Below are 25,873 nucleotides of genomic sequence, written 5' to 3'. Positions count from 1 at the left end.
GAATCAAAATAAAATTCACCTATGAATTCGAAATACAAGAAAGAAATTGCGAACGATGTTGTTCATCATTTGGAATACAATGCTGAAAGACCGCATTTGATTATTCCGGAGTATGGCCGTCATTTACAAAAATTAATCGATCAGGCAACTGTCATTGAAAACCCGGAAGAACGCAATAAAATGGCAAAGTACATCATTCAGGTAATGGGGAGCTTGAATCCTCATTTACGTGATGTACCCGATTTTCAACATAAATTATGGGATCAGTTGTTTATTATGTCTGATTTTAAATTAGATGTTGAATCACCTTATCCAATACCATCGCGTGAAGTGTTACAATTGAAACCGGATGTTCTAAAATACCCTCAAAATTTTCCTAAATACAGGTATTATGGCAATAACATAAAATACATGATTGATGTTGCCAATAAGTGGGAGGAAGGAGAAATGAAAAGTGCTTTGGTGAAAGTGATTGCCAATCACATGAAAAAATCCTATTTAAGTTGGAACAAAGACACTGTAAAAGATGATGTTATTTTTGAGCATTTGTATGAACTCTCAGAAGGTAAAATAGATCTGCTTCAAAGTAAGGAGGAGCTTATAAATACCACCGATTTATTGAGAACTAACAAACGTATATCCAATAAGATTGCACCAGCTGGACCACCAAAAATCCAGAGCAATAAAAATCTAAAAACGGGTAAACAAAAAACTTTTTCAAAAAAACAAAATAATCAGCAATAAGGGGTTTATTTGTTAAACTGTCGAGAGGAAGAGCGTTAATGCTTTTTTATAAATCTGGATACTTTGACAACGGAATACCTTAAAAAAGTAATATAATAATATGGGAATTTTCAAAATAGAAGGCGGCATTCGTCTTAAAGGAGAAATCACTCCACAGGGAGCAAAAAATGAAGCATTACAAATTTTGTGTGCGGTTCTTTTAACTCCTGAAAAAGTAACAATCAACAATATTCCTGATATTATTGATATTAACAAACTAATTACCCTTTTGGGGAATTTAGGGGTTAAAATTCAAAAGATAGGTTCAGGTTCTTATACTTTTCAGGCTGATGAAGTCAATGTTGGTTATTTGGAAACAGAAGCTTTTAAGAAAGAAGGTGGAGCTTTAAGAGGTTCTATCATGATTGTTGGTCCACTTTTGGCTCGTTTTGGAAAAGGGTATATCCCAAAACCAGGAGGAGATAAAATAGGAAGAAGAAGATTAGATACGCATTTTGAAGGCTTTATTAATTTAGGCGCAAAATTCCGTTACAATAGAGAAGATCATTTTTACGGAGTGGAAGCCACAGAAGGTTTGACCGGTGCTCACATGCTGCTGGACGAAGCGTCCGTAACAGGAACTGCCAATATTGTTATGGCAGCTGTTTTGGCCAAAGGAATAACAACAGTTTATAATGCGGCTTGCGAGCCTTACTTGCAACAATTGTGCAAGATGCTAAACTCTATGGGAGCTAAAATTACCGGAGTAGGGTCTAATTTATTGACTATCGAAGGAGTCGAATACCTTGGCGGATGCGAGCACAGAATTCTTCCAGATATGATCGAGATTGGTAGCTGGATTGGATTGGCAGCGATGACCAGAAGTGAAATTACCATTAAAAATGTAAGTTGGGATAACTTAGGTGTGATTCCGAGTACTTTCAGAAAAATTGGAATTACATTAGAACGAAGAGGAGATGATATTTATATTCCTTCTCATGAGGAAGGATATGAAATCAAAACAGATATAGACGGTTCAATACTTACTGTTGCAGATGCGCCTTGGCCTGGATTTACACCTGATTTATTGAGTATCGTTTTGGTGGTGGCAACGCAAGCCAAAGGCGATGTGTTGATTCATCAAAAAATGTTTGAAAGCCGTTTGTTTTTTGTGGACAAACTAATCGATATGGGAGCCAAAATTATGTTGTGTGACCCGCATAGAGCGGTGGTGATGGGGCATGATTTTCAGTCACAATTAAAAGCGACCACGATGTCATCTCCAGATATTCGTGCGGGAATTTCCCTGTTGATTGCTGCGCTTTCGGCAAAAGGAACAAGTACCATTCAAAACATAGAACAAATCGATCGCGGTTACGAAAGAATTGATGAACGATTAAGAGCTATTGGAGCCAATATTGTTCGCGTTGAGTAAACAACAACATTCATTATGAATAATGAACAGACTGCCGTAAAGGCAACATATTTCAGTATAATAGGAAATACCTGCTTAGCAATTATTAAAGGCTTAGCAGGTTTTTTTGGCAATTCTTATGCCTTAATTGCCGATGCAATAGAGTCTACAACAGATATTTTTGCGTCGTTTTTAGTACTGTTCGGAATCAAATATGCTAATAGACCCGCTGATAGTAACCATCCTTATGGTCATGGTCGTGCTGAGCCATTGATAACTTTTTTAGTGGTGGGTTTTTTAATTACATCAGCTACCATTATTGCTTATGAGAGTATTATAAATATCAGTATTCCTCATGATTTGCCTAAACCTTGGACGCTTATTGTATTGGGGTCAATAATTATCTGGAAAGAATTCTCTTTTCGGTTGGTAATGAAAAGAAGTATCGAAACCAATAGTTCTTCGCTAAAAGCAGATGCTTGGCATCATAGAAGTGATGCAATCACTTCGGTTGCTGCATTTATAGGGATTTCTATTGCCTTGATTTTGGGGAAAGGCTATGAAGAAGCCGATGATTGGGCTGCGCTTTTTGCTTCCGGTTTTATTCTTTACAACAGTTATCTGATTTTCAGGCCGGCACTAGGGGAGATTATGGACGAACATTTGTATGATGATTTGATAGCCCATATCCGAGAAGTAGCTTTTCAAGTCGAAGGAATTATTGATACTGAAAAATGTTTTATTCGAAAATCAGGAATGAAGTATCATGTAGATCTTCATGCCATAGTGAATGCGGATATTTCAGTTAAAGAGGGACACGATTTAGCCCATCAACTGAAAGATACTTTGAGAAAAGAAATTCCTGAATTAGGTCATGTTTTGATACACGTCGAGCCCCACACATACAGTTGATTGTATTTGAATAAAGATAATAAAACGAGACTATTTGTAGAAAATAGTCTCGTTTTTTATTTAAAAGAGGAAATTATTCCAGGACATTCAAAATTTTCAAACCAAAAATGATACCATCACCTTGGTATCCATTTTGGTAAGAGCGTACATAATCAACTCTAAAAACTTTTAATTTTCCAAATCCCAGGTTATCAAGACCGATGGTAAACTCAGTATAAGGTTTTCTATTTGGGATCGCAAGGCTGTGAAAGCCTAAAACCATAGTCGATTTTAATTTATTCAATAAAGGAATTTTATTCATTATATAGCCTTGGTCATTGTGCTCCATATGTGCTTCAAAATAGCTGTCGTTTGTACTGTTCGAATAATAAGGCAATAAATTAAAAACATTCAAATAGCGGTCTGTTTGACCAATGTGCGTTTGGTTTCCGTTAAAATGTTTGTAGTCAATAAAAGAGATTTCGTCTGCATTGAAAAATTTCCCTGCTTTTAAGTTTAAAGCAAAGTCTCCCTTGTTTCCAAGTGTTGATTCATAAAAAACTCGGGAACTGATGTGGTCAAAAGCATATTTCTTATCCGTTGTTGCAAATGCTTTTTCATAAGCTACAAATAATGTTGGGTGTTTTTTATTTCTAATATTGAATTTGCCATCAGGTCGACTAGCATATTTGTTTCCAAAATTTATTCGGGCATTTATTGTGGCTTTCATCAAATGATGTTCTTCAAAGCCAGCATTTACATAGTCGTTTGGATCTAATGGATTATTGGAAGAATACAAATCCTCTTTGTTGAAATAGGAAAAATCAGTGGTATTGAACAAAGGTTTTCGTTGTTGGAATTCTATTTTTCCATTTAGATTCACTCCATTGGCAATGTTTTGTCCATAATTGAATTGGACAAATTCTAGGTTATACAATTTCATGTAATTATTCTTGAAAAATAGGGAACTGCTAGTATTTATAATCTTGCTTATGGGTTGGTTTTCGTTGAATTGTTTTACTGTACTTCCTCCTGATACCGTCAAATTTGCATAGTTTTGGTTGTTGAAACGGTGTGCGAATAAGCCGGTGATGCGCAATCGATCCTCCGAAAAACCATAATTAAAGTTAGTTTTTATTGAGGTATATTTTCCTTTTTCATCAGTATTTGAGTCCGTAAATGAAAAGCCAGAATCTAAATTATAACCTTGAACGTTATTAAAACTTAATGAGCCTAGATTTAGTAAGCCATCATATTTAAAGGACTGTTTTTTCTCGCTATTCTTATATTGGTAACCGCTAAGAATTTTTACTATTTTGAATTTATTTCCTTTTTTATCGATAGAGTCTAAGTACTTTGTTGAGTTGCGCATTTTGTAAATACTGTCTTTTCGAATATAATCAGTGCTTTCTTCTATTGTTAGTGGAATGGGTCTGTTGTTGTTCCAGAAAGTGCTGTCTTTTTTATTGGAATTGATTGCTACATTTGTAATTTCGCTTGTGAATGTTTTTCTGTCAAAAGCATCTACAAATTCATAATTGTTATAGACGTAGGTGTACTTTCCGAAGAATTTTATTCCAAAAGCGCCTGCTGTAATATCGAGACTTTGGGTGTTTTTTGCCCACAAACGATTGTTTTTGTTATAACTAAAGTTTTGTTTTAGTGTCATAACATCGACAAACTCTTCTTTCATACGATATCCTTTGATGTCTAAATCTACTGCATAAATGGCCCAAGAATCTTCAACGATATACAGATAGCCTTCAAAAACGGGTTCTTTATCGCGTTTTGCAGTTACTTTTATTTTATTGATCATCTGGTTATTATCATCGTTAAATGTGCCTTCTAAGGTGTATTTGTAATAATTGAAAGCATTGTCAGCAATGGGAGAAATCATATTAATGCCAAAATTAATATGGTTGTCATAAAAGTCATAAAATGAAGATCTGGCAGTATTGTAGCTATAGCCATTATTGTTTCCGCTTACTTTTGAGGCAGTGACTGTTTCTTTTAAGTTATTGGGTTTTTCGAAAATGATTTTCGAAAAGGTTTCTGATAATGAAATAATTCCGGTGCCGGTTGAGTCTAAAGAGCCATTCAGGTCACCTATTTTTTGACCGAAGATCTTTTTTGGTGCATTTTTAAGTTTAAAGATACCTCTAGAATAGAAATCGGCTTTAAATCGGGCTGTTTTTTCTGAGTTTTCTTTTTTGCTTGCAATTGCATTTTTTATAATGGCAATGGCAGGATTAATTTTGGTGTTAATCACTACTTCGTTCAAAGAAAAGCTTTCTTCAAGCATTTTAACATCTAAGGATTGGGATTGTGTTTTTGCTTGGACAATTATTTTTTGGGTTTTAAACCCCAGATATTGAAAAACTACGGTTTGTTTACCGCCGGTTTTTAGATTCAATTCATACTTTCCATGCTCGTTTGAAGTAGTTCCATTGTAGGTGTCTTCTTCGAATATCGTTACAAAAGGCAAAGGATTTCCCTTTTCATCGGTTACCGTTCCTTTAATTTGGGCAAAGCTCGTAGTGGCTATTAAGGCAATTAAGATGCAAGAGTATATTTTCATGAAAGTTTTTTCTTTCACAAAAGTATAAGAAGTTTAAAATTAGTCTATTAATAATATGTTAAAGCTTTATAGTCTTGAACTTGGCAATTTTGAGGTTTTATAGAAACGACTGAATGGCCAAATCATAACTTTTTAAGCCGAAACCTAAAATAACACCTTTGGCATTTCCCGAAATATAAGATTGATGTCTGAAACTTTCACGAGAAAAAGTATTGGAAATGTGAACTTCTACAACCGGGGTAGTTATTGCTTTTATAGCATCACCAATACCAATAGAAGTATGGGTATAAGCGCCGGCATTGAGAATGATTCCGTCATATGAAAAACCAAATTCTTGAATTTTATCGATCAGTTCACCTTCTATATTACTTTGAAAATAGCTGAATTCTATTGTGGGATATTTTATTTGAAGGCTAGTAAAATACTCTTCAAAAGTTTGGCTGCCATATACTTCAGGTTCTCTTTTTCCTAAAAGATTCAGGTTTGGACCATTGATGATGCTGATTTTCATAGTTTGTGTTTTTGTAAAAATAAAAAAACCGTTCCAATTAAAGAACGGTTTGTGTAAATTTTGTTTTTAACCTCTTAAAATAAAATACCCGCTGAAACTTGTACTACGGAGTTTTTTACCTGAGCATCTTTTGAAGCTTCGGTAAGTCCTAAAACGTAGCGTCCTTGTAAGAAGAAATTCTTGGTTATTTTAATTCCCAATCCTCCGGCTGCAGCAAAATCAAAAGTATTCGTGTCTTTGATGTCAAAATTGTTTTTTTCGCTTAACAGAAAGGAAGCCTGTGGACCTAATTCAAGACTAACGACTTTGTTTAGATAAATTTTTGCCATTAGGGGAATGGATAAATAGCCTAATTCATTTTTAAATTCCTCTAAAGCATTTTTATAAGTTGCTCCTTGGGTAGAATATAAAAGCTCTGGCTGAATGGAGAAACTTTCCACCAATTTTATTTCAGCCACTAAACCGGCGTGATAGCTGGTTATTGCATCCGTTTTATAATTACTACTATTTATCGTGATATCATTTCCTGTTTGATTGGCGTAATTAAGTCCTCCTTTTATTCCAATTTTTACTAATTGTGCTTGTATGTTGTTTGATAAAGCAAAAAATACAATAGCAACCATGATTGTCTTTTTCATATAATGTGTTTTTTAAATACTCTTTTATTAGAGCTTGCAATTTAAAACTCTTTAATTTAGATTTTATTGTAAAAATATTTTTTTTTACGTCATTTTACAAGTCATTATTGTTTTGGATTCTAATTGTATTTTGTCTTTTTTTTTTAACCTTTATTCTTGGTTAAGAGTATAGAATACAGGCAGTTATTGTAAGTGTGTTTATTAAGATAAAGCTTAAATGTAGTGGTTTTGTAATGTTTTTTATCGATTGATATTGTTTATAAACGATTTATTTAAATTGTATTAAATGCATGAAAATAAGTTGTTTAAATTTGAATAGTTAACTTTAAATAATGAAATCATGAAAAAAATTACTTTATTAACTATCGCTCTTTTAGTATTTGGGCTTGCAAATGCCCAAGATAAAAAAATGGACAGTAATAGTGGTCAAACCTCAATGGGGAAATGGCTGATTGAAGCTAATACGGGTTCATGGGCTACCGGAAACACCGCATTTTCTTTAATGGCTGTTGATGGTGCTAATACAGCTTGGTCAGTAGGTGCTGAGGTAGGTTATTTTGTTATGGATGATTTTGCTATAAAAGCGGGTTTAGGTTATTCGGATGATGGGTATGACTATACGCCTTTCAATTATAAAATAGGTGTTAAATACTATATAGTTAGTCAATTCCCTGTTGGTGTTGATTTAACTGGTACTTCCGGAAGTGGGAATAATGCCAATTGGGTTGGTTTTCAAGGAGGTTATGCCTGGTTTGTTAGTGATAATGTTTCTATAGAACCCGCAATTAGATATAATGCTACACTAGATAAAAATAAAGCCGATAATGCTTTTCAGGGATTAATTGGTTTTGCCTTGCATTTTTGATTCATACTCTTAATAAAGAACCTCTCGACTCGAGAGGTTTTTTTATGATTAAAAAAGGCTTTACTTTGTAAGTATGAATTGGGATTCCTATATAAAAAGTTATCAATCTTATCTGAAAATAGAAAGGGGTTTGTCAAAGAATACAATCGATAATTATTCTTTTGATATCGAACGCTTGTGTGTTTTTCTTGCCGAAAATAATATTGACGTTTCGCCACTTCAAATTACTGAAGAAACAATTCAGCAGTTTGTGTATGCTGTTTCTAGCCAAGTAAATGCGCGTTCTCAAGCCAGAATAATATCTGGGCTAAAAAGTTTTTTTGGCTACCTTATTTTCGAAGATTATCGATTGGATAATCCATTGGAACTTATAGAGGCACCCAGAACCGGCAGGAAATTACCGGACACTTTAGCTGTCGATGAGATAGATGCCTTGATTCAGGCTATTGATTTAAGTTCTAATGAAGGGGAACGCAATCGTGCAATGTTAGAAACACTTTATGGCTGTGGTCTTCGGGTTTCAGAGTTAGTTTCTTTAAAAATTTCTGATTTGTTTTTCGAAGAAGGTTTTATTAAAATTACAGGAAAAGGGAATAAGCAGCGGTTTGTTCCTGTGGGTAAATTGGCTCAAAAGTATATTCAACTCTATAGAGATACGATACGGAATCACATGAAAGTAAAGAAAGAATTTGGAGACACCTTGTTCCTGAATAGAAGAGGAGGTCAGCTAACAAGGGCTATGATTTTTACTATAATAAAAGATTTAGCAGTAAAAACGGCTTTGAATAAAAAAATAAGTCCGCATACTTTTCGGCATTCTTTCGCAACACATCTTCTTGAAAATGGTGCTGATCTGCGTTCGATTCAGTTGATGCTTGGACACGAATCCATAACGACAACCGAAATTTATTTGCATCTGGATCGGAAGTTTTTGAAGGAAGTCGTTAATAGTTTTCATCCACGAAAGAGTGTGAAATGATTAGTCTCAGTTTGTGGTTTTTGATAATAAAATAGATTTTTAATAAAAAAAAAGCCTTGTTGAATTTCTCGATCAACAAGGCTTTTTTATATTTATTGTGTTTCTAGTATAAATACTTAGTAAAGAATTACTTAGCGATATTTACTGCTCTGGTTTCTCTAATAACTGTTACTTTAACCTGACCTGGGTAAGTCATTTCGGTTTGGATTTTTTGAGATATTTCAAATGATAATGAGGCTGCATTGTCATCAGAAACTTTTTCGCTTTCTACAATAACGCGAAGTTCTCTTCCGGCTTGGATAGCGTAAGCATTTTTTACACCAGTAAATCCATAAGCTACTTCTTCTAGATCTTTTAGACGTTGAATGTAAGAATCCAATACTTGTCTTCTGGCTCCTGGTCTTGCACCTGAAATGGCATCACACACTTGGATAATTGGTGATAATAAGGATTTCATTTCAATTTCATCGTGGTGAGCACCAATGGCGTTACAAACTTCTTCTTTTTCACCATATTTTTCAGCCCATTGCATTCCTAAAAGTGCGTGTGGTAAATCGCTTTCGGCATCTGGTACTTTACCTATATCGTGTAACAAACCGGCTCTTTTGGCCAATTTTACATTCAGACCCAATTCGGCTGCCATGATTCCACAAAGTTTAGAAACTTCACGGGAGTGTTGCAATAAATTTTGTCCGTAAGAAGAACGGTATTTCATGCGACCTACTACTTTTATCAATTCAGGGTGTAAACCGTGAATTCCTAAATCGATAACGGTGCGTTTTCCAACTTCTATTATTTCGTCGTCAATTTGTTTGGCTGTTTTGGCAACCACTTCTTCAATACGCGCCGGGTGAATACGACCATCAGTTACCAATTTATGTAATGCTAAACGAGCAATTTCTCTGCGTACCGGATCAAAACAAGAAAGGATAATTGCTTCCGGAGTGTCATCAACAATGATTTCAACACCTGTAGCGGCTTCTAATGCGCGAATATTTCTACCTTCACGACCAATGATTCTACCTTTTACATCATCCGATTCGATATTGAATACAGATACGCAATTTTCTACAGCTTCTTCTGTTCCTACTCTCTGGATCGTGTTGATGATGATTTTTTTGGCTTCTTGTTGTGCGGTTAATTTAGCCTCTTCAATGGTGTCTTGAATATGCGACATTGCTTTGGTTTTGGCCTCGGCTTTGAGTCCTTCTACTAATTGATTTTTAGCTTCTTCTGCAGATAAACCAGATATTGCTTCAAGTTGTTGCAATTGACTTTTGTGTAATTTATCAACTTCAAGTTGTTTTTTGTCTAAAATTTCGATTTTAGCGTTGTATTCGGCTGTTTTTGCTTCAAAATCATCGTTTACTTTCTTGGCTTTAGAAAGTTCGTTAGAAACTTGTGATTCTTTATCTCTGATTCTTTTTTCCACTTCTGCCACTTTTTTATCTCTGGCTAGAATCACTTGTTCGTGTTCTGATTTCAATTCGATAAATTTCTCTTTTGCTTGAAGAATCTTATCTTTTTTGATGTTTTCGGCTTCTAGGTTGGCATCTTTTAAAATAGATACGGCTTCTTTTTTAGCGTTTTTGATTAAATTGGAAATGTTGCTTTTCTCTATGATTTTGGCTATTCCAAAACCTGCTGCAACACCTATAATACCTGAAATGACGATCGTTAATATGTCCATGTTTGTTAAAATTTATATATAAAAAAAGCCTACATTAGGAGTATTGAATAAACTCGAGTTGACAAGTTTTGAGCTAACTCACTGTTCAAGTTTCCTCGCCTGGGCGTGGCATGCTCTAGTAGTGATGATTTGCTCATTCTAATTTGTTAGTGTTGAGTTTACCAAATGTGAACTAATGTAGGCAGTATCTTAGTCTTTGTAAAGAACGTTTAATTGTCGAGATATTGATCTAAAAGCGCATTGATTTTTTTAATTCTGTCAATGGTTTCTTCACCATTAATAGTATTGTCAATTTGTTTTTGCTCTACTTGTGAAGCAAATTGCAAAGCACACATGGCTAGTACATCTTGCTTGTCACGAACAGCATAATTTTCTTCAAACTGCTTTATCATCACGTCAATCTTCTTTGAAGCACTTCTAAGTCCTTCTTCTTGAGAGAGTTCTACCGTTAGCGGGTAGACTCTGTCTGCAATTGATATTTTAATTTTAAGCTTTTCGTCCATTTTTTTACTAATCTGATAGCTGGGCTATACAGTAATCAATTTCCCGAATTAATGAATTTATTTTAAGCTTTGTATCTCTCTTATTATCGTCACTGCCCAGTAATGAGTTGGCAATCTTGAGTGTTTCATATTGCAACTTTAATGCTTCAAAATCATTTGATTGCGTTGCTATGATGTGTGCAGATTTTTCTAATTCGATTTTTAATTCTTGATTATTTTTCTCTAAATTTTGTATTTTCAGAATGAGTTTTTCAACCTTATTTTCAAGAGTATCAATTATTTCTGCAATTACACTCATTATATATCCTATTCATTACTTAATATTACAAATTTAGTATTAGTTTTTATTATTACAATATTTTATTTGTTTTTTTATTTAAAAAAAGTCAAATAATTGCAATGTAATTGGTTACAAATTGTGTTTTTTTAGTGCGCTTTACGGATTACTTTTTTATCTTAGCAAAAATGTATATGATGAAATTGACCCTTATTTTTCTATTGTTTTGCGGTGTTGCCTTTGGACAGGTAGAATACCCAAAAGACTATTTTAGATCGCCACTTGATATACCGATGCAGTTGTCGGGGAATTTTGGAGAGTTGAGACCCAATCATTTTCATGCCGGTTTGGATTTTAAGACCTTGCAAAAAGAAGGGCTTTCGGTTCATGCTGTTGCTGATGGATATGTGTCCAGAATAAAGGTGTCTACTTTTGGCAACGGAAAGGCTATTTATATCACACATCCAAACGGATATACCTCGGTTTATTGTCATTTGCAGCAAACCACAGATGCTATTGAGGATTATATCAAGAAAGCGCATTATAAGGAAAAATCATTCGAAATGGAGCTGTTTTTAAAACCGAATGACTTGGTCGTGAAAAAAGGTCAGGTAATTGCTCTTTCTGGGAATACAGGTTCATCAGAAGGACCCCATCTACATTTTGAATTTCGAGACAGCAAAACCGAAAAAATCATCAACCCGATGCTATTTGGATTCGATAAGTTGATAACGGATACTAAAAAACCGGTTGTATCGGCAGTTTATGTTTATCCTTTGGATGCCAAAACATCGGTTAATCAATCCAAGCGTCCTTTATTGCTCAATGTTTCTTTGCAAAAAGACGGTACATATTTGGCTAATAAAGTGGTTGCCAATGGGAAAATTGGTTTTGGTATCACAGCAGTCGATTATGATAATGTTTCTTTTAATAAAAACGGTGCTTATAAAGTACAGAGTTATTGGAATGGCAAAACTAATTTTGGTTACCAATTCGACACTTATGCTTTTGATGAAATGCGCTATATAAACGCTTTGGTAGATTATTCAAAGTATAAGAAAACCTCTCAACGAGTTCAGAAATTATTCATGGTCAATCCGTTTAAATTAAGCATCATAAAAACCGATGAAACAAATGGAGTTCTAACAATACTTCCTAATTTGACTTCGGTGTATCGTATTGAGGTTTCTGATTTTTATGGCAATACGACTACTGTTTCAATTCCGATTAGTTATGACTTGTCTACTCCCATTGTTGAGAAGGAAGCGGCCGTGTCCAATTATTTTGTAAAAGTGAATAAAGACAACAGTTTTGCTAAGAATAATATGTCAGTATTTTTTCCGGCAGGTACTTTTTATGAGAATTTTGATATCAATTTCGACGTAAGAAACGATATCTTGTTTCTTCATGATGATACCGTTCCGGCACATTCTAATTTTACAATTTCTATCGAAAGTAATAAATATACTGATGCACAAAAAGAAAAGGTTTTTATAGCTGATATTGATAAAAACGGAAAAATTGGCTATAATTCAACGTATAGAAAAGACAATGTGTTTTCGACCAAAGTGAGAACATTGGGTAAATATACTTTGGCCATAGATACTATCGCGCCAGTTATTTCTATTGCAAAATCGATTGAAGGAAAATGGTTGAGCGCAGAGAAGAAGCTTCAATTATCCATTAGTGACAGCAGATCAGGTATAAAAACATATAATGGTTATTTGAACGGGAATTGGATTTTATTCGAATATGACAACAAAACCAGAAAAATAACTCATAATTTCAGTGATGGTATTGTTGCAGAAGGAGCCAATGATTTAAAAGTAGTGGTAACCGATAATGTAGGGAATTCAACTGTCTTTGAGACACGTTTCTTTAGAAGTCAAAAATAATAAACCGATACAGACTTGAGCATCAGTAAAATAATCTTGGTTTTTGTTGTATTCTGGACGGGGTTTTCTTCTTTTGCTCAATCAGCAAGGGTTAAAGGAATTATTTTGGACAATAATAACCAGCCCATAGACAATGTTAATGTCTCTTGTTCCGGTAGTAGCGCCCAATCTGATACAAATGGTTTTTATCAAATAAAAATTCCCGCAGACAAAAAGGTAATCATTGTTTTTACGCATGTGGCGTTGAAAAAAGCCGCTATTTCTGTCACTTTGGAAAGCAGTGAGGACTATGAGTTCAATTTGGTTATGAATGACCAACAGGAGCAAATAGGTGAAATTATAGTTACTGCTAATAAAAGAAGAGAAGTTCAGGGAATTACAGTTATCAATCCTGAGGTTATCCGAAAAATGCCCGGTGCTAATGCCGGAATAGAAAATATTCTTAAAGTTTTGCCGGGCGTAAATTCTAATAATGAACTAAGTACGCAATATGCAGTGCGAGGAGGGAATTACGATGAAAATTTGGTTTATGTCAACGAAATAGAAGTATATCGTCCTTTTTTGATTCGTTCCGGTCAGCAAGAAGGTTTGAGTTTTACCAATACTGATTTGGTTCAAAATGTTGATTTTTCTGCTGGTGGTTTTCAGGCTAAATTCGGAGATAAACTTTCGTCAGTTTTGGATATAACTTATAGAAAACCAACGAAATTTGGCGCAAGCTTTGAGGCTAGTTTACTTGGCGCAAGCCTGAGTGTAGATGCCGTTTCCAAAGACAAGAAATGGAATGCTATTAGCGGGATTCGCTACCGGAACAATAGCCTTTTGGTGAAAAGCCAGGACAGCCAGACTAATTTTAAGCCAAGCTTTGTAGATGTTCAAACAAATGTAAACTATCAGGCATCGGCAAAATGGCAATGGAGTTTTTTGGGGAATATATCTCAAAATAATTACCAATATGAACCTTTGACGCGCCAGACTAAATTTGGCACGGTTGACAAACCAATGGCGCTTTCTGTTTATTATGAAGGACAGGAAAAAGACAAATACGATACTTATTTTGGAGCAATAAAAACCACTTATAAGGTTTCGGATAATTTTACATTGAAATTTATAGGTTCTGCATTTCATACTTTAGAACAAGAATATTTCGATATTTTGGCCCAGTACCGTTTGGGAGATGTCGATGCTACTATAGGTTCAGATACTTATGGAGATGTTTCTTTTACTAGAGGAATAGGTTCTCAATTGCATCATGCCCGAAATGATTTGGATGCCTTTATTGTTAATGCCGAGATAAAAGGAGTGCATGAATGGAGAAGAAATCAATTGGAATGGGGAATCAAATATACCCGTGAATCCATTCGAGATCGTGTGATTGAATGGGAAGTAATTGATTCGGCAGGTTTTTCGATAAATCCGCCTATTATCGATTTGCCCAAAAAAGATCAGCCTTATTTTCCTTATACAGGGCCATTAGTTCCTTACCAAAATGTGCGCGCGATTAATTTTAACACCATCAATAGATTTTCGGCTTATGGGCAATGGAGTAGAAAAAGCTATGTTGGTAATAACGAAATTTGGATTAATGCCGGAATGCGTATGCACAGTTGGGAAGTTTTGGGTGCGCTAGAGCAAGGTAAATCTCAGTTTGTTTTTAGTCCCAGAGCGCAGTTGGCATTAAAACCAAATTGGGAGAAAGAAATGGTTTTTAGGATTTCGGGAGGATGGTATCATCAGCCACCGTTTTACAGAGAGCTCAGAAATGCTGATGGAGTGGTGCGGCCTAATGTCAAAGCGCAACAATCGGTTCATTTTGTTGCAAGTAATGATTATAGTTTTGAAATGTGTAGCCGCCCTTTTAAGCTTATTTCAGAGCTGTATTATAAATCACTAACAGATGTAAATACCTATACGATTGACAATGTCCGGATACGTTATGCGGCTTCTAATGTTGCCAAGGCTTATGCGCAAGGATTGGATTTTCGTTTGAATGGAGAATTTGTCCCGGGAACTGAATCTTGGTTTAGCTTTGGTTATCTCAAAACAGAGGAAAATAGCGAAGGTAAAGGATACATCGCCAGACCAACAGATCAGCGTTTGAAATTTGGAATTTTGTTTCAGGATTATATGCCTACTATTCCAAGTATGAAATTGTATTTGAATCTGGTTTACAACACCGGATTGCCTGGTGGTTCGCCATCGTATTCTGATCCTTATTTATATCAAAACAGATTGAATGATTATCGCAGGGTTGATATTGGGTTTTCCAAAGTTTTAGTTGATAATGCGATAGGAAAATCAAAAACAAATTGGTTAGGGAATTTCAAAGAACTTTCCGTGGGATTGGAGATTTTTAATCTGTTTAATAATCAAAATGCAATTACAAATACTTGGGTTCGCGATGTGTATTCAAAAAGTGAATATGCGATTCCAAATTATATGACCACCAGAGTGTTTAATGTGAAGTTGAGCGCCAAGCTGTAGCAAAATAGGGCTAAGCAGATAAATTTCCGGATTGATTTTTAGTACATAAAAAGCTTCTAAATATCAGAACCGTTTTTAAAATTGATTACATTTGAATTTATTTTTTAATATTACATCATTATGAAAAAATTACATATAGCATTATTGGGTTTTTCGGTTTTACTTTTAGTGGGCTGTAAAGAAGAGGTAGAAAAGCCTAAAGTAATTTATGATGCCACAAATAAAGACAAGGGAATCGTTAAAATGGATTCTACTCAAATATCCATTTCTGATTTGCCAATCCAGATGGAAGGAACCGATTATTTAATTCATCCGGTAGGGGATTTAAGGGTTTATGAAAGAGGAACCAAAGCCAGATACGGATCTTCGAGTGTGATTGATTTGAGTTTTACGATTTCCAATTACGGAGAAAATGAAATTACGGGTTATTTGCAAAATCTCAAATTTCAAAAAACAGATTCTGATTCGATAAGAGCATTAACAGATAAACCCGCTTTAATTCAAACAGCAACTTATCTGAAATCAGTGGCTCAACGAGCTAATAAGCAAGTAATGGTGTACACCATGTTTGATATGGATAGCAATAGAGACGGCAAACTTGATGCAAGTGATATTAAAGCACTTTATTTGAGTGAAATAAGTGGAAAGCGTTTTACCAAAATTTCTAAAAATTTTCAGGAGTTAATAGATTGGAGCTTGATTGAATCTAAGAATCGTTTGTATTTTAGAACAGTTGAGGATACCAACAAAAACGGGCAATTTGATAAAAATGATGTAGTGCATTACAATTACATCGATTTGTCAAACAAAGACTGGGAAGTAATTAGTTATGAGCCTATATAGAAATAAAGGCTGAGTATTAAATCAAAATATCGCTTTCTAAGTCTGATTTTTCAATAGTAAAATCAAAGCCAAGTTGCTTTACGAGTTCAATAACTAAATTTTTATACCAATTTTCTGATTTTGGATGAATATAGATTTTCTCAATCAATTGGCAGATATCTACATTAATCTTTAAACCATCATTCAAGGAGATTTTTTTTTCGGCCACATCAGTAATGATGCGAACTTCTCGCTCGTATTGAAAACTTTTTCGTTTGAATAAAAACGGGAAAAACATATCGTCAAAAGGAATGTATTCCTTTTTGTAATCAATGTAATTTACTTCTCCTATATATTGTTTATAGCAATTCTCAGGAATAAGGGCGTTTTGCAATCTTCCGATAGTGGATTGAATGGCCAGGCCTTCGCTGTTTTGGGTGAAAATTTGCCACATGGCAAAGGATTCGTATTCATTGATGTGCCAGCTACTGATGGCTACTTTTTCCCGGTGTGTTTTGTAATAGTGCAAAAAATCAGGATTGTCTATAGACAGTTTCTTGATTTCCTCATAAGTAGGTTCGCTAAAAGTACCTTCGTATTGATCTTCAAATTTATCAGATCGGGACATGAATAGTTTTTTGGACATTAATAAATCCAAAAATTTAGACAAATCTAAGTACTTCCAAACGATGGTGTCAGGATTTTCAGGCAGCTTTATGTTGGGATTGTTGAGGTACATTTTTTTAGATTTTAAATTTTAAAAAATAAATTATTGGCTACTTTCATTCGTTTTGAAATCCAAAATCTAAAATTAGTGGCAATGCTATGATTCGAATGATTGCATTGTCACTAATTTATTATAGGTTCCGTTCAGTGTAATTAATTCTTCGTGGGTTCCTTGTTCTACAATTCGTCCTTTTTGCATTACTACAATAGTATCTGCTTTTTGAATGGTCGAAAGACGGTGTGCAATAACAATTGAAGTCCTGTTTTGCATCATGTTTTCTAAGGCCACTTGTACAAATTTCTCGCTCTCAGTATCTAATGCCGAAGTGGCTTCGTCCAAAATCATAATTGGAGGGTTTTTTAATACGGCACGGGCAATGCTCAAGCGTTGTTTTTGACCACCGGAAAGTTTGTTTCCGCTGTCGCCAATGTTAGTGTGAATTCCTTTTGGTAAATCTTTTACAAATTCATAAGCATTGGCAATTTTTAAGGCTTCGATAATTTCATCATCGCTGGCATCCAAATTACCCAATCTAATATTGTCTTTGATCGTTCCGTTGAACATGATACTGTCCTGGGTGACTAAACCGGTTAAATCACGCAAAGATTCCATCGTGATGTCTTTTATATTGTGATTGTCTATCGAAATTTCTCCAATGTTTACATCATAAAAACGAGTCAGTAAATTGGCAATCGTACTTTTTCCGCTTCCAGATTGTCCAACTAAGGCTATAGTTTTTCCTTTAGGAATCGTTAATGAAAAGTCTCTTAATACCGGCTCTTCTTCATAAGAAAAAGTGATGTTTTTTAGGTGAATTTCATTTTTGAAATCCTTCAACTCGACTGCATCTTCTTTGTCTTTGATTGTGTTTTCAACTTCCAAAACTTCAAAAACCCTTTCAGCTGCGGCTAAACCATTTTTTACTTGATAGGAAGCTTTTGCAATCCCTTTAGCAGGTGTCAAAATATTGTAAGCCAGTCCAATATAGGCAATGAATAGTGAGCCATCTAGAGATTTTTCGACCAATACTAAATTACCTCCGTAGAAAAGAAGAATGGAAATAACAACAATACCTAGAAACTCTGACATTGGAGAAGCTAAATTGTTTTTCTTTCCAATGCTGTTTGTAAGTACGTACAATTGATTGATTGAACTGTTAAAGGTTTTGGAGAAAAAGTTTTCGGCATTATATCCTTTTATCACTTTCAAACCACTCAATGTTTCTTCTACAATAGAAATGAGATGTCCGTTTTCTTGTTGTGCTCTTATCGATTTTCCTTTTAAAGATTTTCCTATTTTGGAAATTATAAATCCGGAAATGGGAATAAAAATGAACACGAATAAAGTTAGCTTCCAGCTAATATTAATCATTGCAATCAAAGAGAAAATGATGGTCAATGGCTCTTTAATAATAAGCTCTAAAATCATGAAAAAGGAGTTCTGAACTTCGTTAACATCACCAAGCATGCGCGCCATTACATCGCCTTTTCGTTTCTCAGAATAATAGGGAATAGGAAGTTCGATGATTTTTTTGAACATTTTTTGACGCAAATCTCGAAGAACTCCTGTTTTAATTTTGGTTAAATGTTGCAATCCCAGGTAGCCAAATAAATTTTTGAATAAAAAGGTGAGTACAACTAATGAAACGGTTAATAATAAGGCGTAATTAGCCCCGTGTGATTCGGAGAAATAATTCACATAATAAAAAAGAGTGTCATTTAAATAACTGTCTATGCTAGAAATTCCGTGGTATTCAGGTAACTTGGTCACCTTTTCTTCATTACCAAAAAGAACTTTTAATACAGGGAAAATCATTACCATTCCTAGTGTGCCAAAAAGCGCATATAATATGTTATGAATGATATTCCATATTACATGAATTTTATACTTTTTTGCAAAAGGGATAATCTTTTTTATATTTTCATCCATTATTTTATTCCTAAATCAGAGATTATATTTTTTATTTTTTCGTTCAGAATGCTATCTGCTTCTTCAAAATCAGCTACATCATAGAGTTCAGCATTTACGCTGATGTAGAATTTTATTTTTGGCTCAGTTCCGCTAGGTCTGGCGCAAATTTTCGAACCATCTTCGGTATAGTAAATCAGTACATTTGATTTAGGAATAGCCATTGTTTCTTCTTCTCCGCTAAGCAGGTTTTTGGCTGTCGAGGATTGATAGTCCTCCATCATGATGACTCTTTGTCCGTTGATTTCTTTTAATGGATTCTCACGTAAATCAATCATCATTTGGTTGATTTCTTGCAATCCTTCCATTCCTTTTTTGGTAATGGAAACAAGGTGTTCTTTGTAAAAGCCGTGGTCTACATATAATTGTAATAATTCTTTGTAAACAGAACTTCCTTTGGCTTTTGCTTGTGCGGCAACTTCACAGATTAATAAAGTGGCGGCAACGGCATCCTTGTCACGTACAGCGTCTCCAACCATAAAACCAAAGCTTTCTTCGCCTCCGCCAATGAACTCTAATTTAGGAAAATCTTTGATCATTTTGGCAATCCATTTGAAGCCTGTTAGGCCTATTTTGCATTCCACACCGTAATTCGTTGCTAACTCCATCACCATGGGTGTAGAAACGATAGTGGAGCCCACGAATTGTTTTCCGTTAATTTTTCCTGCTTTTTTCCATTGTTCCAATAAAAAAGCAGTCATTAGAATCATCGATTGGTTTCCGTTCAGCAAGGTCATTTTTCCTTCGTTGTTTCGAACGGCAATTCCCAGACGATCACAATCTGGATCAGTACCAATAACGATATCTGCATTTGTTTTATCTGCCAAAGCTAATGCCATGGTCAAGGCTTCCGGTTCTTCAGGATTAGGGGATTTTACCGTTGGGAAATCGCCGTTAGGTACTGCTTGTTCTTCAACGATGTGTACATTAGTATAGCCAGCCTGCGATAAAGTATCGGGTACTAAAGTGATAGATGTTCCGTGTAATGATGTAAAAACAACCTTTAGATTCTCTTTGGCTTCAATTGGCGTATTGAAACTGGCGTTTTCAACCGAGGATTTTATAAAAGCTTGGTCTATGTCTTTGTCGATATAATGAATTAAATTCTCATTGGCGTCAAACTTAATTTGGTCGTAGCTCAAATTTTCGATAATGTCAATAATGGCAGCATCTTCAGGTGGTACAATTTGTCCGCCGTCTTGCCAGTATACCTTGTATCCGTTGTATTCCGGTGGATTATGGGAGGCCGTCAACACAATTCCGCAATGACAGTCTAAGTATCTAACGGCAAATGAAAGTTCCGGTGTAGGTCTTAGCTCTGAAAACAAATAAACCTCAATACCATTGGCGGAGAAAACATCGGCAACAGTTTTTGCCAGAGTGTCGCTGTTGTGGCGGCAATCATAAGCAATAGCTGCTTTTATGGTTTGGTTTGGGAATACGGTATGCAAATAATCCGAAAGACCTTGGGTGCTTTTTCCTAGCGTATATTTATTGATGCGATTGTTTCCAACGCCCATTATACCACGCATACCACCGGTTCCAAATTCAAGATTTTTGTAAAAACTTTCCTCTAGTTCTTTAGGTGAAGAAGCGATCATCGCTTTGATTTCTTCTTGTGTTTTAGTATCGAATGTTGGCGTAAGCCAACCGTTTGCTGCGTCTAAAATGTTTTGTGCGATATTCATTTTATGTTTTTATTTAAAAATAGGCATATTTAAGCAAGCTTCTTTTTCCTAAATTAGTATTGTTATAGTTTTCCTATTTGTAATACGGGTTAAGAAAAATTAGCTGTTCAGTTTGTTGTGGTTGAGTTATAGATTAATTTCGCTGGAAATTTTATAACGTTCCTCATTATTCTTTGTACGTAAGATGATTTCTCCAAGAAATCCTGCCAAAAACAATTGTGTTCCTAATATCATAGTGGTCAATGCAATGTAAAACCAAGGATTAGAGGTTACTAAATTGTAGCGCATGTCATTATACATATGGTATAATTTAGAGACTCCAATGTATCCTGCCAATAAAAAACCAATAATAAACATCAGAGATCCTATGGCGCCAAATAAGTGCATTGGTCTTTTTCCAAATCGGGAAAGAAACCAGATGGTAATTAAATCAAGAAAACCATTGATAAAACGTTCCATGCCAAATTTAGTTTCTCCGTATTTTCTGGCTTGATGCTGTACTACTTTTTCGCCAATTTTACCAAAACCGGCATTTTTGGCCAAAACAGGAATGTAACGGTGCATTTCACCCGAAACTTCTATGTTTTTTACCACCACGTTTTTGTAGGCCTTCAAACCACAATTGAAATCATTCAATGCTACTCCCGATGTTTTTCGGGCCGCCCAATTGAATAATTTGGAAGGTAAGTTTTTGGCAACGACAGAATCATAGCGTTTCTTTTTCCAACCGGAAACCAAATCAAATTTTTCTTTGGTAATCATCTCATACAAGCCAGGAATTTCTTCGGGACTGTCTTGTAAATCAGCATCCATGGTGATAATAACATCGCCTTGAGCTTTAGCAAATCCGGCATGTAAAGCTTGGGATTTACCAAAGTTTTTCATGAAACGAATTCCCTTTACGGATGGGTTTTCGGAAGCAAATTGCTCTATAATCGACCAGGAATTATCCGTACTACCATCATCCAAAAAGATAATTTCATAAGAGTAATTATTTGATTGCATCACCTTAATAATCCAAGTGTACAATTCTTTTAGTGATTCTTCTTCGTTGAGAAGTGGGATGAGTATGGATAAATTCATTTATTGTTTATTCTTGTGAAGGTTTGCTTTTAAAGAAAGCGGCTAAAATTAATCCGAAAATCGAACTGAAAACAATACTGAAAACAGATCCTTTCAATAGCTCAATTGTAGAATAAGGGTTGTTTTCTTTTAGTTTTGCTATAGCTTCGTTGATCGCTGATGCCGGTGTTCCGAATTTTTGCAGCATTTCAACATTAAATTTAATCATTAATTCATTTAAAGTATCCTTGGCTGATGGGTCAATAAAATTGAATAAAAGAATATTAAAAAAAGTTGATATTAGTATACCGATAACTGCAGCGATAAAATAGGTTGTAAAGGCGTCTTTGAAAGAAAAAAATGTCTTTATTTCTTTTTTAGTTTTTGAAAGTAAAACAACTCCTAATATAAGGTAGGTTAAAATGCTTAAAGATCCAATCCACCAAGAAGTGAATAAATTTAAGTCAATAGCGTATATCGTTGAAGTAATTAAGGCAGAAATTATTCCAATTGTCACACCAAAGGTTATTCCGTTCTTTTTAATAATTTCGTTTATCATTATAGTTGGTTTATAATTAATCCACAAATATAGCAATTCCCGATATATTCAAGAATAAAAAACGCATTTTACAATTATAAAAAAAAATGAAGCAAAGGTTTGTTTATTGAAAAATAATTGTAAATTTGCAGACTCAAAATAATAGTGTAAAAACAAAAAGTTATAACAAGTTTACACCTTTTCTGTTGCAAGAAAAGCTTCAAAATGAGTTGTAACCAAACAAATAAAAAAAGATGAAAAAAGGTACGCACCCAGAAAATTACAGATTAGTTGCATTTAAAGACATGTCAAATGAAGACGTTTTTATCACTAAATCTACTGCAGATACTAAAGAAACAATTATTCACGAAGGTGTTGAATACCCAGTTGTGAAAATGGAGATTTCTAGAACTTCTCATCCTTTTTACACAGGTAAAAGTAAACTTATTGATACTGCAGGACGTATCGATAAATTTAAAACTAAATACGCTAAACACGTTAAATAATTTTAACTTGTTTTCTACATACCAAAGCCTTCCATTTCGGAGGGCTTTTATGTTTCAACTATTTTAAAACTTTGTAACTTTGAATCCTATTTCAAAAAAAGGTACAGCCAAGGAGCAACTTGGTTCTAATTAAAACAACATTTATGAATTATATACTTTTTGACGGTCCTGCTCGAAATGCTTTACTTCCTTTTACATTTACCCGCCCGGTTGCTGATATTCTTATTGGGATAATGACCATTCGTCAAAAATGGGAAAAGTATTTGGGATCCACGATTACAACATTGACTGAGGAATATTTATCCGATAAGTTTCCTATGGTGGAGCTGGAAGAGAATGTTATGATTAATGCTTCTTTTTTGCCCAATGCTGTTTTGGTGGAAATGGTCAGTAATTTACAATCAAATCAGGCTATTTTTAAAGGAGACGAAGTAATTGCTTTTTATACTAATGAAGAACAGGAAGAAGTTAATTTTGAAACCTATGATATAATTGAATATAAAGGCGATTGTTTGACTGTTGAGAATACTTGGGATATTTTTTCTAAGAACGGGGCAGCAATCAAGGAGGATTTTGCATTTTTGACCGAAGATAGGAAGTCGAAATCAATTCCTAAAAGTGTCAATGCAATTGCACCGGAAAATATTTTTATAGAAGAAGGAGCTAAATTAGAGTTTGTTACACTGAATGCATCGGCGGGTCCTATATATATAGGTAAGAATGCTGAGATTATGGAGGGTTCAGTTATTAGAGGTCCTTTTGCTTTATGTGAAGAGGCTCAGGTGAAATTAGCTGCCAAAGTTTATGGAGCAACAACCGTAGGTCCTTATTCCAGAATTGGAGGTGAAGTGAAAAACTCAGTTCTTTTTGCGCATTCAAACAAAGGTCATGATGGTTTTTTGGGTGATTCTGTTTTGGGTGAATGGTGTAATATTGGAGCCGATACTAATAATTCGAATCTAAAAAACAACTATGAAGAGGTGCGATTGTGGAGTTATGAAACCGAAGGTTTTGCCAAAACCGGACTTCAGTTTTGTGGATTGATGATGGGAGATCACAGTAAATGCGGAATTAATACAATGTTTAACACCGGGACAGTAGTAGGGGTGAGTGCTAATATTTTTGGAAGTGGATTTCCTCGCAATTTTGTGCCTAGTTTTTCTTGGGGAGGAGCTGCTGGTTTTACCACTTATATGACTAAGAAAGCTTTTGAAACTGCTAGAATAGTGATGAGTCGTAGAGGTATTGAATTTGATGAAGTAGAAGCGGCTATATTAGAACATGTTTTTGAAGAGACTAAAAAATGGAGAAAAGAGTAAAGATACTCTAATTTTAAAATAAAAAACTGCCTCATTTGTTCTAATGGGGCAGTTTTTTTTTTTTTTTTTTTTGTGTGTTTAATTTTTGTTGTAAAATTTGATGTTGTTGGGTTAAAATGTTAATAATATAGTTTTATTGTAAAAAAAGATGAATTTATTAAAGCTTGATTTTTAGTTGATTGATGTGTTTTTTGTTTTTTATATGAATGATGTCTAGTTTTTTTTGTTTGTATGTTTTAGTTTTATCCAGTATTATTACTAAAAATGTGATTTTATTAATTTTATGATAATTATAAATACAGTAAATATATGGAAGAAATAGTTGGAATGATAAACGACATTGTTTGGAGTAATGCTTTGATTGTTTTGTGTTTAGGAACAGGGCTTTATTTTTCTTTGAGAACGCGTTTTTTGCAACTGCGTCATATCAAAGAAATGTTTCGTTTGTTATTTGACGGCGAAAGTTCAGAATCCGGGGTTTCTTCATTTCAGGCTTTGTCGATGTCTTTGGCAGGCAGAGTAGGTACAGGGAATATTGCTGGAGTAGCTACCGCAATTGCTTTTGGAGGTCCGGGAGCTATGTTTTGGATGTGGTTAGTGGCTTTCTTAGGAGCGAGTACTGCATTTGTCGAAGCTACTTTGGCTCAAATTTATAAAGAAAAACATTTAGGACAGTTTCGTGGAGGACCTGCATTTTATATTGAACGCGGATTGGGGATGAAGTGGTTTGGTGTTTTGTTTGCAATAGTTTCGGTTATTTCGGCGGGATTACTATTGCCTGGAGTTCAAGCAAATTCTGTTGCCGAAGGGATTAAGAACGCTTTTAATCTCGATACTTGGATTACGGGAGCGGGTGTTGTTTTGATTTTTGCAGCTATTGTTTTTGGAGGTGTTAAAAGGATAGCTAAATTCACGGAATACATAGTTCCTTTTATGGCAATTGGTTATATTTTTATTGCGTTGATAATTATTGCAGTGTATATTGATAAGCTACCGGGAGTTATTTCTCTGATCTTTAAAAGTGCTTTTAATATGGAAGCTGGTTTTGGAGCTGTTTTTGGTTTAGCGGTTCAATGGGGAGTGAAAAGAGGAATTTATTCTAACGAAGCAGGTCAAGGTACGGCTCCGCATATCGCTGCGGCTGCAAATGCTTCGCATCCTGTAAAACAAGGATTAGTACAGTCTTTTTCTGTTTATATTGATACTTTGTTAGTGTGTTCGGCAACAGGATTTATGCTATTGGTAACGGGAATGTATAATGTGCATAATCCAGGTTTCGGGTCTGGCGCAGCTACTGAATTTTTGTACAATGGTGTGCAGAATGTCTCAGCTGGTCCGGGGTATACTCAAAGTGCTATGGATAGTGTTTTTCCGGGATTTGGTTCTTATTTTGTGGCTGTAGCCTTGTTTTTCTTTGCATTTACTACAATATTAGCTTATTACTATATTGCTGAAACAAATATTTCTTATTTGACCCGTAAATTTGAATCTCCTGTTTTTAATTATATACTAAAAATAGTTATGATGCTGGTAATTATGTATGGCTCTATCAATCAGGCAAAATTAGCTTGGGATATTGGAGATATTGGAGTGGGCTTGATGGCTTGGTTTAATATTGCGGCTATAATCTTCTTGCAAAGACCAGCATTGGCGGCATTGAAAGATTATGAAAAACAAAAAAAAGAAGGAAAAGATCCTGTGTTTGATCCAGAAGATATCGGAGTTACAAATGCACATATTTGGAACACTATAAATAAAAACAAAGTGGGTTAATGTGTTGTAGTTTATTTTGAAA

22 protein-coding genes are annotated in these 25,873 nt (G+C 34.8%); 11 read left to right on the top strand and 11 right to left on the bottom strand.

Annotated elements, in window-relative coordinates:
• The first annotated feature begins 21 nt into the window (after window positions 1–21).
• From BUB25_RS02590 to BUB25_RS02580, 3 genes are all read left to right on the top strand, one after another.
• Window positions 22–744 carry a DUF4290 domain-containing protein gene (locus BUB25_RS02590; RefSeq protein ID WP_072939377.1) on the top strand — a complete coding sequence of 241 codons (723 nt, stop codon included), beginning with the start codon at window positions 22–24 and terminating at the stop codon, window positions 742–744.
• A 100-nt stretch (window positions 745–844) separates the two neighbouring features.
• Window positions 845–2,158, top strand: a complete 1,314-nt coding sequence (gene murA / locus BUB25_RS02585) for a UDP-N-acetylglucosamine 1-carboxyvinyltransferase (RefSeq protein ID WP_072939374.1) — start codon at window positions 845–847, stop codon at window positions 2,156–2,158.
• Between the two features lie 15 nt (window positions 2,159–2,173).
• On the top strand, window positions 2,174–3,049 hold the full coding sequence (locus tag BUB25_RS02580; protein WP_072939370.1) for a cation diffusion facilitator family transporter: 876 nt from the start codon (window positions 2,174–2,176) through the stop codon (window positions 3,047–3,049).
• 73 nt (window positions 3,050–3,122) lie between these two features.
• On the opposite strand, the gene BUB25_RS02575 is transcribed toward BUB25_RS02580, so the two are convergent.
• From BUB25_RS02575 to BUB25_RS02565, 3 genes are all read right to left on the bottom strand, one after another.
• Entirely contained in the window at window positions 3,123–5,606 is a 2,484-nt protein-coding gene (locus BUB25_RS02575) for a DUF5686 and carboxypeptidase regulatory-like domain-containing protein (RefSeq protein WP_072939367.1), read from the bottom strand.
• Window positions 5,607–5,703: 97 nt separating this feature from the next.
• Window positions 5,704–6,117, bottom strand: coding sequence for a type II 3-dehydroquinate dehydratase (aroQ, locus tag BUB25_RS02570; protein WP_072939350.1), 414 nt, complete (start codon window positions 6,115–6,117; stop codon window positions 5,704–5,706).
• A 74-nt stretch (window positions 6,118–6,191) separates the two neighbouring features.
• Window positions 6,192–6,755, bottom strand: coding sequence for a porin family protein (locus BUB25_RS02565; RefSeq protein ID WP_072939347.1), 564 nt, complete (start codon window positions 6,753–6,755; stop codon window positions 6,192–6,194).
• A 340-nt stretch (window positions 6,756–7,095) separates the two neighbouring features.
• Between BUB25_RS02565 and BUB25_RS02560 the strand changes: the two genes are divergently transcribed.
• Both BUB25_RS02560 and xerD read left to right on the top strand, forming a co-directional pair.
• Window positions 7,096–7,620 carry a hypothetical protein gene (locus BUB25_RS02560; protein ID WP_072939344.1) on the top strand — a complete coding sequence of 175 codons (525 nt, stop codon included), beginning with the start codon at window positions 7,096–7,098 and terminating at the stop codon, window positions 7,618–7,620.
• A gap of 73 nt (window positions 7,621–7,693) precedes the next feature.
• Window positions 7,694–8,599 carry a site-specific tyrosine recombinase XerD gene (xerD, locus tag BUB25_RS02555; protein WP_072939341.1) on the top strand — a complete coding sequence of 302 codons (906 nt, stop codon included), beginning with the start codon at window positions 7,694–7,696 and terminating at the stop codon, window positions 8,597–8,599.
• A gap of 127 nt (window positions 8,600–8,726) precedes the next feature.
• Here the strand turns inward: xerD and rny are convergent, their stop codons facing one another.
• From rny to BUB25_RS02540, 3 genes are all read right to left on the bottom strand, one after another.
• Window positions 8,727–10,289: a ribonuclease Y gene (rny, locus tag BUB25_RS02550; protein WP_072939338.1), complete on the bottom strand. Its 1,563-nt coding sequence runs from the start codon at window positions 10,287–10,289 to the stop codon at window positions 8,727–8,729.
• Between the two features lie 209 nt (window positions 10,290–10,498).
• Window positions 10,499–10,792 carry a cell division protein ZapA gene (locus BUB25_RS02545; protein ID WP_072939334.1) on the bottom strand — a complete coding sequence of 98 codons (294 nt, stop codon included), beginning with the start codon at window positions 10,790–10,792 and terminating at the stop codon, window positions 10,499–10,501.
• Window positions 10,793–10,799: 7 nt separating this feature from the next.
• Complete coding sequence (locus BUB25_RS02540) at window positions 10,800–11,090, bottom strand: hypothetical protein (protein WP_072939331.1); 291 nt, start codon at window positions 11,088–11,090, stop codon at window positions 10,800–10,802.
• A gap of 173 nt (window positions 11,091–11,263) precedes the next feature.
• Here BUB25_RS02540 and BUB25_RS02535 point away from each other — a divergent pair, with 173 nt between their 5' ends.
• The 3 genes from BUB25_RS02535 (at window position 11,264) to BUB25_RS02525 (ending at window position 16,291) form a co-directional block, all read left to right on the top strand.
• The gene (locus BUB25_RS02535; protein ID WP_084089389.1) at window positions 11,264–12,964 is read left to right on the top strand and encodes a M23 family metallopeptidase; all 1,701 of its coding nucleotides are present in this window, start codon (window positions 11,264–11,266) and stop codon (window positions 12,962–12,964) included.
• 15 nt (window positions 12,965–12,979) lie between these two features.
• Window positions 12,980–15,448, top strand: a complete 2,469-nt coding sequence (locus BUB25_RS02530) for a TonB-dependent receptor (RefSeq protein WP_072939325.1) — start codon at window positions 12,980–12,982, stop codon at window positions 15,446–15,448.
• A gap of 120 nt (window positions 15,449–15,568) precedes the next feature.
• Complete coding sequence (locus BUB25_RS02525; protein WP_072939322.1) at window positions 15,569–16,291, top strand: hypothetical protein; 723 nt, start codon at window positions 15,569–15,571, stop codon at window positions 16,289–16,291.
• Between the two features lie 16 nt (window positions 16,292–16,307).
• Here the strand turns inward: BUB25_RS02525 and BUB25_RS02520 are convergent, their stop codons facing one another.
• From BUB25_RS02520 to BUB25_RS02500, 5 genes are all read right to left on the bottom strand, one after another.
• On the bottom strand, window positions 16,308–17,009 hold the full coding sequence (locus tag BUB25_RS02520) for a hypothetical protein (protein ID WP_072939320.1): 702 nt from the start codon (window positions 17,007–17,009) through the stop codon (window positions 16,308–16,310).
• Window positions 17,010–17,093: 84 nt separating this feature from the next.
• Window positions 17,094–18,926, bottom strand: a complete 1,833-nt coding sequence (locus BUB25_RS02515; RefSeq protein ID WP_072939317.1) for an ABC transporter ATP-binding protein — start codon at window positions 18,924–18,926, stop codon at window positions 17,094–17,096.
• Window positions 18,926–20,653 carry a phospho-sugar mutase gene (locus tag BUB25_RS02510; RefSeq protein ID WP_072939314.1) on the bottom strand — a complete coding sequence of 576 codons (1,728 nt, stop codon included), beginning with the start codon at window positions 20,651–20,653 and terminating at the stop codon, window positions 18,926–18,928. The genes BUB25_RS02515 and BUB25_RS02510 overlap by 1 nt, the downstream gene beginning before the upstream one ends.
• 126 nt (window positions 20,654–20,779) lie before the next feature.
• Window positions 20,780–21,736, bottom strand: coding sequence for a glycosyltransferase family 2 protein (locus tag BUB25_RS02505; protein ID WP_072939311.1), 957 nt, complete (start codon window positions 21,734–21,736; stop codon window positions 20,780–20,782).
• Window positions 21,737–21,743: 7 nt separating this feature from the next.
• A complete protein-coding gene (locus tag BUB25_RS02500) occupies window positions 21,744–22,274 on the bottom strand; it encodes a DUF4199 domain-containing protein (protein WP_072939308.1) in 531 nt (176 codons plus the stop codon).
• Between the two features lie 233 nt (window positions 22,275–22,507).
• Between BUB25_RS02500 and BUB25_RS02495 the strand changes: the two genes are divergently transcribed.
• The 3 genes from BUB25_RS02495 (at window position 22,508) to BUB25_RS02485 (ending at window position 25,851) form a co-directional block, all read left to right on the top strand.
• The gene (locus tag BUB25_RS02495) at window positions 22,508–22,759 is read left to right on the top strand and encodes a type B 50S ribosomal protein L31 (RefSeq protein WP_072939303.1); all 252 of its coding nucleotides are present in this window, start codon (window positions 22,508–22,510) and stop codon (window positions 22,757–22,759) included.
• A gap of 143 nt (window positions 22,760–22,902) precedes the next feature.
• Entirely contained in the window at window positions 22,903–24,078 is a 1,176-nt protein-coding gene (locus BUB25_RS02490) for a GlmU family protein (protein WP_072939299.1), read from the top strand.
• A gap of 309 nt (window positions 24,079–24,387) precedes the next feature.
• Window positions 24,388–25,851 carry an alanine/glycine:cation symporter family protein gene (locus tag BUB25_RS02485; protein WP_072939296.1) on the top strand — a complete coding sequence of 488 codons (1,464 nt, stop codon included), beginning with the start codon at window positions 24,388–24,390 and terminating at the stop codon, window positions 25,849–25,851.
• The last annotated feature ends 22 nt before the right edge of the window (window positions 25,852–25,873 follow it).

Source organism: Flavobacterium granuli (assembly GCF_900129705.1).
Taxonomy (GTDB): domain Bacteria; phylum Bacteroidota; class Bacteroidia; order Flavobacteriales; family Flavobacteriaceae; genus Flavobacterium; species Flavobacterium granuli.
The sequence above is the reverse complement of the archived record's forward strand: the minus strand, read 5'-3'. Positions and strand labels throughout refer to the sequence as shown.

Coding starts and splice junctions, on each gene's coding strand:
- BUB25_RS02590 (WP_072939377.1), top strand. CDS start 22: ATGAATTCGAAATACAAGAAAGAAATTGCGAACGATGTTGTTCATCAT.
- murA (WP_072939374.1), top strand. CDS start 845: ATGGGAATTTTCAAAATAGAAGGCGGCATTCGTCTTAAAGGAGAAATC.
- BUB25_RS02580 (WP_072939370.1), top strand. CDS start 2,174: ATGAATAATGAACAGACTGCCGTAAAGGCAACATATTTCAGTATAATA.
- BUB25_RS02575 (WP_072939367.1), bottom strand. CDS start 5,606: ATGAAAATATACTCTTGCATCTTAATTGCCTTAATAGCCACTACGAGC.
- aroQ (WP_072939350.1), bottom strand. CDS start 6,117: ATGAAAATCAGCATCATCAATGGTCCAAACCTGAATCTTTTAGGAAAA.
- BUB25_RS02565 (WP_072939347.1), bottom strand. CDS start 6,755: ATGAAAAAGACAATCATGGTTGCTATTGTATTTTTTGCTTTATCAAAC.
- BUB25_RS02560 (WP_072939344.1), top strand. CDS start 7,096: ATGAAAAAAATTACTTTATTAACTATCGCTCTTTTAGTATTTGGGCTT.
- xerD (WP_072939341.1), top strand. CDS start 7,694: ATGAATTGGGATTCCTATATAAAAAGTTATCAATCTTATCTGAAAATA.
- rny (WP_072939338.1), bottom strand. CDS start 10,289: ATGGACATATTAACGATCGTCATTTCAGGTATTATAGGTGTTGCAGCA.
- BUB25_RS02545 (WP_072939334.1), bottom strand. CDS start 10,792: ATGGACGAAAAGCTTAAAATTAAAATATCAATTGCAGACAGAGTCTAC.
- BUB25_RS02540 (WP_072939331.1), bottom strand. CDS start 11,090: ATGAGTGTAATTGCAGAAATAATTGATACTCTTGAAAATAAGGTTGAA.
- BUB25_RS02535 (WP_084089389.1), top strand. CDS start 11,264: ATGATGAAATTGACCCTTATTTTTCTATTGTTTTGCGGTGTTGCCTTT.
- BUB25_RS02525 (WP_072939322.1), top strand. CDS start 15,569: ATGAAAAAATTACATATAGCATTATTGGGTTTTTCGGTTTTACTTTTA.
- BUB25_RS02520 (WP_072939320.1), bottom strand. CDS start 17,009: ATGTACCTCAACAATCCCAACATAAAGCTGCCTGAAAATCCTGACACC.
- BUB25_RS02515 (WP_072939317.1), bottom strand. CDS start 18,926: ATGGATGAAAATATAAAAAAGATTATCCCTTTTGCAAAAAAGTATAAA.
- BUB25_RS02510 (WP_072939314.1), bottom strand. CDS start 20,653: ATGAATATCGCACAAAACATTTTAGACGCAGCAAACGGTTGGCTTACG.
- BUB25_RS02505 (WP_072939311.1), bottom strand. CDS start 21,736: ATGAATTTATCCATACTCATCCCACTTCTCAACGAAGAAGAATCACTA.
- BUB25_RS02500 (WP_072939308.1), bottom strand. CDS start 22,274: ATGATAAACGAAATTATTAAAAAGAACGGAATAACCTTTGGTGTGACA.
- BUB25_RS02495 (WP_072939303.1), top strand. CDS start 22,508: ATGAAAAAAGGTACGCACCCAGAAAATTACAGATTAGTTGCATTTAAA.
- BUB25_RS02490 (WP_072939299.1), top strand. CDS start 22,903: ATGAATTATATACTTTTTGACGGTCCTGCTCGAAATGCTTTACTTCCT.
- BUB25_RS02485 (WP_072939296.1), top strand. CDS start 24,388: ATGGAAGAAATAGTTGGAATGATAAACGACATTGTTTGGAGTAATGCT.